This is a genomic window from Paenibacillus contaminans, assembly GCF_003285015.1.
GTDB classification, from domain to species: Bacteria; Bacillota; Bacilli; order Paenibacillales; family NBRC-103111; genus Paenibacillus_V; species Paenibacillus_V contaminans.
Map to the genome: position 1 here is coordinate 1 of NZ_QMFB01000063.1, position 12,904 is coordinate 12,904.

A 12,904-nucleotide genomic window follows, 5' to 3' on the forward strand; every position below is an offset into this window, starting at 1 on the left:
ACTGCTCCCTCAATAGAATTGAGCTACAGTACCTCTTTAGATAACGGGACTTTTTCAGTGGCCTCCTATAATAGCGGTTTTGGATGCGTGTTTGTATTTCTTTAGTCGCTAGCGCTTTGACGGCGCATGATCTATGTTTTCTGCTCGCACTTCCCCCCTAACGCCCCCCGTGCGACTGACTCCCAGGCACGCGGTGCTCGGCCACACGGCGGCCGGCAAACCTCCTCGTGCGACCTTCGTCAAGCAACGCGAAACACCGCTCGCAAAAAGATGCGAGCGGTGCGAGAAAATTTACTTAACTTCCAGCAGCTTCAAAGCCGCTGTAATGAACACCTTCATGCCGATCAGAAGCGAACCTTCATCGATCGTAAATTGCGGATGATGATGGGGATGTACGATGCCCTTCTCCTTGTTTCCGGCGCCGATGTTGAAGTAGGTGCCCGGCGCAAGATGCAGGTAGGCGGAGAAGTCGTCGGCGGACATGCTGGGTTTGATTGTGTACAAAGCATCTTCTCCGTACAGCTCGCGAACCGACTCCGCAACAACCCGTGTGACCTCTTCGTTATTGATCAGCGGACGATAACCGTAATCGTATCGGAACTCATAGGTTGCTCCATGCGCTTGCGTTATGCCTTCGATGATTTTCTCCATCCGCTTCGGCAGCTCTTCACGGAGTGCCGGATCCATGCAGCGAACCGTGCCGCACAGCTCGACGCTCCCCGGTATGACATTATGCGTATGCCCGCCGATAAATTTCGTAACCGATACGACCAGCGGATCCATCGGGTTAAACGCTCTGGAGGCCAAATGCTGCAAGTTCGTAACCAACTGCGCGCCGATGGCGATCGAATCGATGGTCTTATGAGGCTCGGCCGCATGTCCGCCCTTGCCGAGCACCGTAATCGTGAACGTATCCGGCGAAGCAAGCATCGGGCCTGCAACGACGCCGACTTTGCCTACCTCGACCGGCGATTGCAAATGCGCGCCGATTACCGCATCAACGCCATCCATAACCCCGGTGGCGATCATTTCCTCGGCTCCGCCCGGCGGAAGCTCTTCCGCATGCTGAAAAATAAACCGGATTTCTCCCTCTAGCGTATCGCTATTCTCCGCCATCACCTTCGCTACGCCGAGTACGATGGCCGTATGCCCGTCATGACCGCAGGCGTGCATCACACCCGGATTATCGGATGCAAACGGCAGACCCGTATTCTCTTCAATCGGCAGTGCATCGATATCGGCACGGATCGCAAGCGTTTTGCCCGGCCGGCTGCCAATCAATCTCGCCATTACGCTCGTCGAGGTCGGACGGGAAACCTCCATTTGACCGATCGAACGAAGTGTTTCTTCTATATAAAGAGCGGTGTTACTTTCATGAAAAGACAGCTCGGGATGCTGATGCAAGCGGCGCCTCCATTGAATCACTTGATCTTGTACGGCTTCCGCCTTGGCAAGCAGTTGTTGTGCGGCAGTCATTGAAGGCCCTCCGTTCTTTTGTAGATCTAGCCGGCTTCGTATTGCGATTTGTTGCGTTCGATCTGTCCCAAATGCTTTTCGACATGATTGCAAATAAATTTGTCAATAATATGGGCGATGGAGATTTGCTCCTCAACCTTCATCCCGAATTTCTGCCATTGCTCTTCCGTAAGCTTCTTAAGCAGCAAGGCATTGTAACGGGTAAGCGCATCGTAAGCATCCAAAATTTCAGCCAGCGGGGTTTCGTTAAACTGCTGCTCGTTCACCCATTCTTCATGCGCAAATGTAACGATCGGCGTCACCGGCTCCGAAATGATTTTACGAATGCGGTAAGAGTTGACGATATTCGAATCCATCAGATGGCCGATGATCTCCTGAATGCTCCATTTATCCGGACCGGGCTTCCACGTAATCAATTGCTCGGAAATCCCTTCCACACTTTGCCGAATTTTTACGGCGGTCTGCTCATAGTAGTGAATCGAGCTTTGTCTATCCGTACTCATAGGGTTATGCCTCCTCTAAGCTGTAATGAGCTATTTCAGTGCTTTTTCGATATAGGAATTATTGAACGACTTGCTTATATCCAATTTGTTCTTGATCGTTCCTGTTTCAAGCAAAATATCCGCCGTCGATTGTATCGCCGCCTGCACATCGCTCGTAATCGGCGTATTGATGTAGTTCGTGTAATTGACGAGCGTTTTCACCAATTCCAAATCCATTTTCTTCTCTTCGGCCAGAATCTTCGCCGCTTCATCCTTATTGTTGTTGACCCACTCTACCGTCTTCTGATAAACCTTCAAGTAGGCCGCAGTCAGATCCGGATTCTCCGAAATAAATTTATCCCGTCCGATCATAAGCGCCGGAGCGACGATTTTCATCGTTTCCACGCTTTCTACGATCCGAGCGCGGTTTGCTTTCACTTCAGTCGTCACGTATGGATCCCAAGTTGCCCATGCATCGACTCTGTTCGTTTGGAATGCGGAGTTGCCTTCGTCCGGCTGAAGCTCGACGATTTTCAGATCGGACTCTTTCATGTTGTTTTTTTGCAGCGCCTTGATCAGGAATATGTGAGCCGACGAGCCTTTCGCAACGGCGACTGTTTTGCCTTTCAGATCGGCGATCGACTTAATCGCGCTGTCCGTTTTGACAATGACGCTGTTCTGATTCCCTTGCACGCCGATTGTAGAAATAGCTGTGAACGGGCTGTTTGCCGCTTTCCCCGTTACGACCGTGCCGTCGCCGATAAAAGAGAAATCTACGCGATTCGATACGATTCCTTCCAGAAGCGGAACGCTGCTTTGGAATTCGTGCCACTTTACATCTGCGTTCAGCTTGCCGAGTTCCTCTTCGAACCAGCCTTTTTGCTTGGCGATCGACAACAGGTTCAGCCCGCCGTTTATGGCAATATTGACCGTTACTTTTTCATTGCCGCTCGATTTCTTGCCGCCGCCGCATGCAGTCAGAGCCAAAGCAAACACAAGCACAAGCGTCAGCAGACCAAAACCGGTAAATGTTTTACGCATCTTCAGAACCCCTTATCCTAACTAAAATTTATTTGTATTTTATTATTTCCTAGTATTCAAGTAAAGTATATATGAATTATATTAACATAACCAAAAGTTATGTATGGAAAGATTTACATAAACATTGAGTAATTTTATAAGGTGTGGGAAAATAGATTTGGACAAAATGCGGAAATCTTACATGAATATAATCGCTATTTGAACCTAAGTGGAGGTATTCACGTGAATATAGAGCAATTTGCATATGTTTCCGCTATCGCGCGAACAGGCTCAATCTCTATTGCCGCCGAGCAGCTGCATGTCAGCCAGGCAGCTATCAGCAAGGCGATCTCCAAGCTTGAGCAAGAGCTGGGGTTCAAGCTGTTTATCCGTTCCCGGCTAGGGACGGAAGCTACTCCCAGGGGGAGAGCCGTAATCGAGAAAATCTATGACATTCTTGTCAAAATCGAAGAGATCAAAGAAGAGGCGCAAATCGAGAGCAAGCATGTCGAAGGAGAGGTGCGTTTCTCCATCGGTCCGAACTTCACGGCTGCAATGACCAGATCGATTATTTCTTTCAAACAGGACTATCCCAATGTCCGGCTGACGATATCCAGCAAGAGTTCGGAAGAAGTCATCCAGGATCTGTTGGAGGACCGGGCCGATTTGGGCCTGATCTACTTCCACAATCAGAAGAAAGAGCCTCCGAAGGATTTGACGGTGCACAAAATGCTGGATTCGAGAATTGTGGTATGTGTGGGAAGAGGGTCTCCGCTCGCCTCCAGGAAGAGCGTATCTCCGCAAGAGCTGCTCGCCTACCCATTCGTCAATATCGACGGCGTATTCTCGAATTGGTATTTGGAGGACTTTATAAGCAAGCATGGTCCCGTCAATTGCCTTTTTAAGTCAAACAATATCGAGCTGCTCAAAAGAACGATTGCCGAAGGCGCCGCAATCGGCATGTTTATCGAATACAGCATGCTTAACGATCCGTTCATTCTAAGCGGCGAGATGGTAATCGTCCCCATGATCAATCACGAGCCGAACACCATTCCGCTGGGCTGGGCGCGATCCGCCAACAAGCATTTTTCGATTGCCCAGAGAGAATTCCTGAAGTATTTAATGCGCGAATATTTAAACCCCAATCTTAAGCATTAACCCGATCATCTTATCCGGGGCCATATTGACAAGAAACTTCTTCTTCTGCTAGTATTCATCCTAAATTCTTCAGAGGCGTTTTAGATTTGTTGCAGGAGGACCTCAACATGACATCGGCGGCATTGGAAATTCACCAGCTGAATAAAACATTTTACACGGCAAACAAGGCTACGCATGTGCTCGACAACATCAATTTTACGCTGAAGGAGCAAGAGTTTGTCTCGATTATCGGACCGAGCGGCTGCGGGAAAAGCACACTGCTAAAAATCGCTGCAGGACTCGATATCCAGTATGAAGGACGTACGCTGCTGAACGGCGAGGCTGTTACAGGACCGAGCAAAGAAAAGGGATTTATTTTTCAAGAGCATCGTTTATTTCCATGGGCGACCGTCGAAAAAAACATTGCCGCCGACCTCTCGTTGAAAGACAAAAACGTAAGAGCGCAAGTAGACGAGATGATCAAGCTGGTTCGGCTGACCGGATTTGAGAAAGCTTATCCGAAACAGCTGTCGGGAGGCATGTCGCAGCGTGTTGCGATTGCGCGCGCCTTGCTTCGCAAGCCGAAGGTGCTGCTGCTGGACGAGCCGTTCGGCGCTCTTGATGCGTTTACCCGCAATCATATGCAGGAATCGCTGCTCGATATTTGGCGCGAAAACCGCACTTCCATGCTGCTGGTCACGCATGATATCGATGAGGCCATATTCTTATCGAACCGCGTAGTCGTCATGGATGCCAAACCGGGCCGCATTAAAGCCGTTATACCAATCGACCTGCCTTACCCGAGAAACCGGATCAGTGCGCCGTTCCAGGAATTGCGCAGCAAAGTGATCCGTGCGCTGGGGCATGAGGAACAAGAAAACGAAACTTGGTCCATCTAACATCACCGGAAAGGATTGTTCCTTCATGTTCAAAAAAGTACAGGCGAAGCGGCTTATCTTCGGCGGGCTTATACCGGCGGCCGTGCTGGTGGTTTGGCAGCTGGCATCGTCTCTCGAGTGGATATCGCCCCAGCTGTTTCCTTCGCCGCTTTCCATCTTTCGCAGCTTTTACGAGATTATAGCCTCAGGCGAACTCGCGCCTCATCTCGGCATCAGCGTCATGCGGGCCATGCTCGGCTTTTTGATCGGCGGGGGGACAGGGCTGTTGATCGGTCTCTTGGTCGGGTTGTATAAGCGTTCCGAGCAGCTGCTCGACCCTTCGATTCAAATGCTGCGAACCGTGCCGCTTTTGGCCATTACGCCATTATTTATTTTATGGTTCGGATTCGGCGAGCTTTCCAAAGTGCTGCTCATTTCGATGGGAGCTTTCTTCCCACTGTACGTCAATGCATTTTTGGGCGTTCGCAATGTCGACGCCAAGCTGTTCGATGTGGCGCGCGTATTGGAATTCAGCCGCTGGCATCAAGTGACGAAGGTTATTATGCCCGGCGCTATGCCGAATATTTTACTTGGCGTTCGTTTATCGTTAAGCACATCGTGGCTTTGCTTGGTCGTAGCGGAGCTGATGGGAGCCGATCAGGGCATCGGTTACCTCATTCAGGATGCGCGGGCTTATATGCGGACCGAAATCGTTTTTGTCGGCATCTTCATCTTTGCCATCGTCGGCAAGCTGACCGATTCCTTGGTTCGAATTCTCGAAGCCAAGCTGCTGAAATGGCAGGATAGTTACCGTGGATAGTCATAATAACGTCAAAAAAGCCTATGCTGCCGCATTGTTGTATGCGATCATCATCGGCTTTTCTCTTATATTCGTGAAGCTTGCCCTGCTTTCCGCACACCCGATCGATTTGCTGGCGCATCGATTTACCGTATCCTTTGCAGCCGCTGTCGTGTTTGTCTTAATCAGACGGCCCAAGCTGCGTTTTTCCAAAAAGGACATGCTCGCGATGCTGCCGCTCGCCGCTTTTTATCCGACCTTGTATTTTGCTCTGCAGGCTTTCGGCTTGCTGTACATCCCGTCGTCCGAAGCGGGAATCATTCAAGCGACCATTCCTTTAATGACGATGCTGCTCGCGTCTTATTGGATTAAGGAGCTGTCAACATTTTGGCAAAAAGTCGGCATCGTGCTTTCCGTCCTGGGCGTCGTTCTCATGATTGTTTTGAAAGGTATTCATGTAAACGAAGCCATTCTGAACGGGGCGCTGCTTATCCTGTTGTCTTCGCTTTCGTTTGCCGTCTACAATGTGTATGGCCGGAAGCTGGCTCAGAGGTATAAAGCAATAGACATGACATTTTTCATCATGACGGTCAGCTTTGTCGTATTCAACGGTTTAGCGATTGGACGGCATGCTGCGGATGGAACGTTATCGTCTTTTTTCGCGCCGTTTTCGGAGCCCCTGTTTATCGTTTCCATTTTGTATCTCGGCGTATTAAGCTCCCTCATCACTTCTTTGTTGACCAATTACGCGTTGTCGCATATGGAAGCTTCCAAAATGAGCGTTTTCACGAATCTGGCCACATTCATTACGGTGATTGCCGGTATCGTCGTGTTAGGCGAGCAGTTGTTAATCGCGCATATCGTCGGCGGGCTCCTTATTTTGGCCGGTGTCATTATCGTGAATATCGCGGGGAGACGGGTTAGGAAGGTATTGGTAAAGAAATGACGGCGGTGTTTGCCGCGGATATTTCCGAGAGAGGCCCCATCCCTAAGGCCCCTCAACACTCGGTAATGTAACAGGAAAACCTACATCTATTTTTCTGTAATCACGGCTTTTGAACCAAATAGATGGAAAATCTGCAGGTAAAATTATTCAATTCGGCCATTGTTGGAGAAAACAATAAAATTTACTGTAGTTTTTCCATGTAAATTCCATTTTTTCAGCATTTCGGCTAAATTACCTGTAGTTTTTCCATCAAGGCCGGGGCATCGGCATGATCACGGCTCTATCTGCCTATATACCCGCCTTCGGATTTGATCGATTGGCCTGTAATCCACTGAGCTTCGTCACTGGAAAGGAAAGCGATCAAGTTGGCCGCATCCTTAGGCAGCCCGATTCGCCCCATTGGAAATTGCGGCTTCAGATGCTTTTTGACATCGTTGTTCATCCCCCCCGTATCCGTCGGTCCGGGATCGACGCCGTTCACCGTAATTCCCAGCGGCGCCAGCGCGACAGACAAGGGCTCAGTCAATGCGATAAGGGCTCCTTTCGTCGCCGTGTAGGCCAGATTGTTCGGATCGGGACCTTTTGAGACAAGAAAAATAATACGTCCCGGAACCTGTCCTGCGAGAGTCCGTTCAAATTTCTTGGCAAACTCCGTGCTGAGCATAGAGCTTCCCCGAATATTGACAAAATAATGCCGATCCAGCAGCTCGCTTGTTAAATCTCTAAACCCGATATTCACACAATAGCAGGCATTATTGATAAGAATGGACGGCGCTCCAAGCTGCTTATTTACTTGTTCGAGTATTCGCAGCGGAATGACGGGATCAGCCAAATCCGCTTCCATGCAAGCCGATCGGACGCCGTACTGCTCCGTTAACTGTTCGCAAAGGGTGCCCGGCCAATCGTATTCCGCTCCGTTTCCTTCCGTTTCATCGTAACGGCTCCAATAGGTAAAGAAAATGTCCGCGCCCTCGGCAGCCAGCTTTCTGCAAACGGCGGTTCCGATCCCTTGTTCGCGGCTTGCCCCGGTAACGATCGCAACACGACCTTCTAATCGTCGGGTCAAATTAGCACCTGCTTTCACTAATTTCCGGTTACTCCTAGCGATTGGCCGATTTTTCCAATACGGCAATATTCTCCTGCAGGAAGTCCCTACGCTCATCGAGGCCTCTGTTTTTGCACCAAACCACTGCCCCGAAGGCATCATAGAAGGAGTAAAAAGGCAATACTTTATCCAAATCGATAATCGGCCTAACACTTTCATAACCTTGAATGTAAGGTTTTCGCGTATGCGGATATACTTCCCAAATATAGTGGTTTACCTTCGTAAAATCGATCTCCGAGGATCCTCCCCGCGCGCTTTCAAAATCAATGATGCCGGCAACTTTTCCATCATGTAGGAGTATGTTTCCCGGACGAAAATCCATATGAACGATACACGGACCGTCCTGCTGCGGCAGTGCATGAAAAGCTTCGTCAAAATAATCGACGCATCTCGTAAACAAACCGGCCTCGAGTATTTCTTGACATGGCTTTTTCCATTTTTCAAAGTTGTTCCGAATATGCAATCTCCAGTCATTCCGCTCCAAAAACCGGAAGCCGTCCTGAACTTCATATCCGTAACCCGGCATGGTGACTTCGTGAAGCTTCGCATGGCAAACGCCGATTTCATAGGCCAGCTTTTCATCCATTTCCCCCGAGCACGGTTCCCCCTGTATCGCCGATAAAAGCAAAGCGCCGGAAATAGACTCGTCTCCCGGCCATAACTCAAGAACCTTAGGAACCGGCAAAACTTGCTGCAGCTTCTCTAAAATTCTGTATTCGCGATAAAGCTTATCTCGATTATAGGGAATTTTGGCGTAAACGATCTCCCCATCGGCAAGCTCCAGCTTATACACTTCCGAGCTGTAGGATTCCGGAACATCCTTGATGGCCGAAACGTCGAGCTTAAGGTTGCTAATCACGGTTTCAATGTTGCGCAAGCGATCACCCGGCCTTCGTTTTATATGCTTTTATTGATCAGCCATTTCTCCAATTCCGAGCTCATATCCGCATAGCGTCTAATAGCATGAATCGTCCCTACGGCCTGCTCAGTCCCTAACCGCTGTTCTTCTTCGTCCGTGCATTCTATCCGTAAAGACCGTTTCAAATTGTACTCCAGCCACCCCAACTTCCCCAAAAAGCCGCTGTCCAAAACCGTTCTCCAATCTGCCTCCAGCGTCCCGTATCGCTTTGTGTAACCGTCTATAAACGCCAAAAATCTTCCCTTGTCAACGTTTCCCGCTTCGCTCTCGGACCAGTAAACAGCCGTTTCCGTCAACTCCTGCATGGGGCTTGTATAACCCGCAGCCTCCCAGTCGATAAGGACGGGATTGTCTTGAATCCACAGCACATTTTTGGGATCCATGTCTCTATGGCTGATCACCATATTCGAAGCTAGCTGCTCTGCGGCTATAATCGCCTTCGTATTCCATTCGTAAAGTTTGTTTATGTTTTCACGCAAAAGGTTAACCCACGCTGCATGATGTTCTTGTCCTTTGAGCAAATAATCGTTCCAGTCCGCCGGCTGCTCATGATTGGAAGGATCGTTCGTTACATCTAGCCCCGAAAAATCCGTCATATGCAGATCAGCAAGGATGGCGCCCAATTTATTGCAATGGGTTATCGTGATTTCATCGGGCTTCAGACTTTTGCCGAGTACCCAATCGAACACAAGGTAATATTGTTTGTCTATTTCGTGCATGAAAATACCGTTAAATCGTTTAGCCGGAAGCGCCGGAACATGATGAACCGCGATATTCGCGATTTGCTCCGAATGGATATAGTTTTGCATAGCCGTCGGTCTTAGCATAATTTGCGGGTTTAGCGCTTTGACCGCATATTTACCTTGCGTCGTTTCGACAGCATACATCCTGTGTAAAAATCCGCCCGATATCGGCTCCGGTTCGCCGGCTAGCTCGCCAAGCCGCAAAGTACGGCATAACTTTTCAAAATGCAAATTGTACTGCAGGCCGCTCATCCTTTGGAAGCCCCCTACTCCATCCCGTCATCATAAAACGATTTGTCCCTCGCTGATTTTCACAAGCGTTTCCACGAACAATTCGTGCTCGCATTGCAAAACGCGGGCAGCCAGCGTCTCCGCCGTATCGTCCGGAAGAACGGCTACTTCCCGTTGATTCACGATCGCTCCGGTATCGTATTCCTCGTCCGCCAGATGAATCGTAGCCCCCGTAACCGTTTCGCGATTGGCCAAAACAGCTTCGTGAACCTTGCTTCCGAACATCCCGTGACCGCCGTACTTCGGGAGCAAGGAAGGGTGAATATTCAGAATGCGCCCCTTATAATGCCGAAGCGTCAGCGGACCGAGCTTTTTCATATATCCCGCCAGCACGATCAGCGTGACGCCGTTATCGGTCAGAGCATGATAGATAGCACGGTCAAGAGACTCCGGATCGCTGTGCGTAGCCGAACTTAAATGATAGTGCGGAATACCATGCTTTCTAGCACGTTCAATAGCCCCTGAACCGGAGTTATTGCTAATAACGGCCTTTGCTTCCCCGTACAATTTTCCGTTGCGGCAAGCGTCCACTATGGCCTGCATGTTGCTCCCGCCGTGCGATGCCAAAAAACCGATTTTGAGCCATTCCATCGTCGCGCCTCTTTCCATCGTTCTTTTTACGAGAGATACACTTAGCTTAATTGCATGTTGCGATTTTTTTCCGCCAGCTCTTTCAGCTTCTCGTTTCTGGCTTCGATAAAACGCCTCATGTAATTCTCCAGCACGAAATAATCAAAAATGCGGCCGATTATCCCCAGCGGAGAGCCGAACTCCAAAATATCCCGCATCAGCGTTCCGTTCGCGCCGGATTTTTCGAAAAGATGCGTGTGCTTCAGATGAGCGAACGCTCCTTTTTGCATCTGATCCGTGAAGAGAACCGGGTATTCGAACTCCACGATTTTGGACGTCAACCGCTGTCTGATACCAAAATGCGTCGCCTCAAATGTGACCGTTTCGCCCAGTTCGATCAATCCTTTCGTTCTGCCGGCGACCGCCCGTTCCTTCGTATGCGCCCAAACCGTTTGCGTATGCACATCGATATCCCTTGCCAAGTCGAAACAAATCTCTATAGGCGCGTTAACGAACGTCTCCACCACAGCTTTTGCCATACGATCACCCTTCTGGGGCCCCGGCGATGCCGGCAGCCTGTTCTTGTTGTTCTTGTTCCCCTCGTTGTTGTCAATCGCTAGCAGTCACGCATTCCGTTCCTTCCACTTCTGCACGACGAAAGCTTTTATTTGCTCCGCAACTTCGAATGGCGCTGTGGAAGTCGTATCGATTGTGGGCATCGGCGGGTTGTACTCCGTTTCGGCATTGTTAAGCAGCCACCGGGCGAATTCCTCATGCGATTTGAGCATTTCATCCGTCCACATCGCTTTATCCGCCCGATTGCGAAGACGGGTACTACGAGTCATGTCGTCGCAGTGCAAGTTAATGAAGCAGAGCTCGCTGAAGCTGTTGTAGGTATCGCACTTCTTGGCGTCCCACGGCATGAGCGTACCGCAAATTATCGTTCCTCTCCCGGATTTCGCAACGGCACTGGCAAAATGAAACAATAGGTTGAAGCGGTCTTGATATTCCAGCTTAGCGGCAGTTGTCCCAAAATTATCGTCATCCGTGCTGAGCACGTCAAAGTCCGGAAGCAGCGCCCGCAGTTCGTGCATCACAGTCGTTTTTCCTACACCGCTCGCTCCCGTGACAATGAACAAAGGCAATTTATGTTCCATAATTCGTTACCTCCTCAAGTTTCCGCATAACCTCATCTTATAGTCTGAAACAAGCGAGGGAAAGGGAAAGTTTGGGTATACGGCATTAGGCATATGGAATATGATCAAGTCTCCTCTCCAAAAAAAGCGACGCAATCCTTAGCCGCTTAGTGATGTGTACAGTTAGGGGGAGCACTGTTTATCCCTTGGAATCAGTTCCTTAGACATCGAAAAAAGACGTGCCCATGTTAATCATGTACACGTCTTAATCCGTCAGTACTGTTTAGCACACTCTAATACGCCGACAACTCACCAATTCATAAATATATTTTCATAATCGATTCATGCATGTTTGACTAACGGAGGGCGTACCGTTCAATCGCAGCAACAGTCACGTGCTCCTTACCGCCGATGCCCTTTACAGAGAGATAATGAGGAAAAGGAAACGAATAGTGAGGACAACTTCACTGTTTCTCGCCTTAAACCACTATTCTGGAGGTCTAATGAGGCAAACGAAATGAATAGTTAGGAAAATTGATAATGGCGTTTGCCTCATTAGCGGTCGAAAAGGAACCTTTTACCCGTTGAATAATGAGGTTTGCCTCATTAACAATGAGATTTTCCTCATTAGTACGTTGACCGCATCAAATTCAAGGTACGGGCGTATATGATTCCGTATAGAGCATCTTGTTCAATCCGCCGTTTTAGACTCGGAGGTACTTAAAAACACACTAAACCCCCATAAACTCCCTAATAAACTGTAAATACACTTTAACTGTTAACTCAAGCTCGCTGATCTCCACATATTCCACTTCTCCATGCGCGGTATGCTGATCCGGTCCGTGGCATAAAGCGGGAACGCCCAGAGCGTTGGCAAAAATCGCCGCATCCGTGACGACCTGCTTGCCGACGAGCGGGAAATCGATTTGCCTTACGCGTTTTACCGCACGCTGAAGTGCTGCTACAGCCGGACTGTTTTTATCGAGGCGGTAGCCGTCCCTTACTTTCTTCATGTCGAGACGGATGCTGATGCCAAGCCCATCGGCAAGCTCGTTTAATCCGCTCCGAAGCTCGCTTTCCACTTCCTCGTAAGTTTGCAGCGGATCATACCGCCGAACGCCGACAAGTACGGACCGGTTCGGCAGCTGGTTATAAAACTGGCCGCTATGCACCGATCCCAAGAAATACGACGCGTACCCGATATCTTCGATCCAGTCGTTCTTAAGCTCCAGATTCCATCGGTTCAATAAAGCGACGACTTCGGAGGCGACGGTGATCGGATGAGGCGTATTCTGGGGTGCGTACAATTGATGGCAGGGCTCTCCTTCCCGCTCAATCACGATTTCGAACGTGGCCGATCCGAGCTGGGCTATCGTACAATCCGTCGTGGCCCCCTCCATGA

General features: G+C 49.5%; 14 protein-coding genes. 4 read left to right on the plus strand and 10 right to left on the minus strand.

What is annotated here, in order from left to right; all coding sequences use genetic code 11:
• Positions 1-291 precede the first annotated feature (291 nt).
• From DQG23_RS41305 to DQG23_RS41315, 3 genes are read right to left on the minus strand one after another with little or no spacing between them, the layout of a single operon-like run.
• Positions 292-1,476, minus strand: a complete 1,185-nt coding sequence (locus tag DQG23_RS41305; protein WP_113036900.1) for an amidohydrolase — start codon at positions 1,474-1,476, stop codon at positions 292-294.
• 26 nt (positions 1,477-1,502) lie between these two features.
• Positions 1,503-1,979, minus strand: a complete 477-nt coding sequence (locus DQG23_RS41310) for a DinB family protein (RefSeq protein ID WP_113036901.1) — start codon at positions 1,977-1,979, stop codon at positions 1,503-1,505.
• 30 nt (positions 1,980-2,009) lie between these two features.
• The gene (locus DQG23_RS41315) at positions 2,010-2,999 is read right to left on the minus strand and encodes an ABC transporter substrate-binding protein (protein ID WP_113036902.1); all 990 of its coding nucleotides are present in this window, start codon (positions 2,997-2,999) and stop codon (positions 2,010-2,012) included.
• Positions 3,000-3,221: 222 nt separating this feature from the next.
• On the opposite strand from DQG23_RS41315, the gene DQG23_RS41320 reads away from it, so the two are divergent.
• The 4 genes from DQG23_RS41320 (at position 3,222) to DQG23_RS41335 (ending at position 6,738) form a co-directional block, all read left to right on the plus strand.
• Positions 3,222-4,136 (plus strand): LysR family transcriptional regulator, encoded by a 915-nt coding sequence (locus DQG23_RS41320; RefSeq protein ID WP_158560968.1) that lies wholly within the window; start codon positions 3,222-3,224, stop codon positions 4,134-4,136.
• Between the two features lie 107 nt (positions 4,137-4,243).
• Complete coding sequence (locus tag DQG23_RS41325) at positions 4,244-5,014, plus strand: ABC transporter ATP-binding protein (RefSeq protein ID WP_113036904.1); 771 nt, start codon at positions 4,244-4,246, stop codon at positions 5,012-5,014.
• A complete protein-coding gene (locus tag DQG23_RS41330) occupies positions 4,980-5,813 on the plus strand; it encodes an ABC transporter permease (protein WP_113036905.1) in 834 nt (277 codons plus the stop codon). The genes DQG23_RS41325 and DQG23_RS41330 overlap by 35 nt, the downstream gene beginning before the upstream one ends.
• Entirely contained in the window at positions 5,806-6,738 is a 933-nt protein-coding gene (locus DQG23_RS41335; RefSeq protein ID WP_113036906.1) for a DMT family transporter, read from the plus strand. Before DQG23_RS41330 ends, DQG23_RS41335 begins: the two co-directional genes overlap by 8 nt.
• A 280-nt stretch (positions 6,739-7,018) precedes the next feature.
• Here DQG23_RS41335 and DQG23_RS41340 read toward each other — a convergent pair whose 3' ends face one another.
• From DQG23_RS41340 to DQG23_RS41370, 7 genes are all read right to left on the minus strand, one after another.
• Positions 7,019-7,804: an SDR family oxidoreductase gene (locus tag DQG23_RS41340; RefSeq protein ID WP_238178270.1), complete on the minus strand. Its 786-nt coding sequence runs from the start codon at positions 7,802-7,804 to the stop codon at positions 7,019-7,021.
• A 34-nt stretch (positions 7,805-7,838) separates the two neighbouring features.
• Entirely contained in the window at positions 7,839-8,720 is an 882-nt protein-coding gene (locus DQG23_RS41345) for a phosphotransferase family protein (RefSeq protein WP_113036908.1), read from the minus strand.
• Between the two features lie 20 nt (positions 8,721-8,740).
• Positions 8,741-9,757: a phosphotransferase gene (locus tag DQG23_RS41350; protein ID WP_113036909.1), complete on the minus strand. Its 1,017-nt coding sequence runs from the start codon at positions 9,755-9,757 to the stop codon at positions 8,741-8,743.
• A 30-nt stretch (positions 9,758-9,787) separates the two neighbouring features.
• Positions 9,788-10,387 (minus strand): phosphoribosylglycinamide formyltransferase, encoded by a 600-nt coding sequence (gene purN, locus DQG23_RS41355; RefSeq protein WP_113036910.1) that lies wholly within the window; start codon positions 10,385-10,387, stop codon positions 9,788-9,790.
• Between the two features lie 41 nt (positions 10,388-10,428).
• Positions 10,429-10,905 (minus strand): SRPBCC family protein, encoded by a 477-nt coding sequence (locus tag DQG23_RS41360; RefSeq protein WP_113036911.1) that lies wholly within the window; start codon positions 10,903-10,905, stop codon positions 10,429-10,431.
• A gap of 84 nt (positions 10,906-10,989) precedes the next feature.
• Positions 10,990-11,523 carry a P-loop nucleotide/nucleoside kinase family protein gene (locus tag DQG23_RS41365; RefSeq protein WP_113036912.1) on the minus strand — a complete coding sequence of 178 codons (534 nt, stop codon included), beginning with the start codon at positions 11,521-11,523 and terminating at the stop codon, positions 10,990-10,992.
• Between the two features lie 710 nt (positions 11,524-12,233).
• Positions 12,234-12,904: M20/M25/M40 family metallo-hydrolase (locus DQG23_RS41370; RefSeq protein WP_113036913.1), on the minus strand; the 671-nt coding region annotated here is incomplete at its 5' end.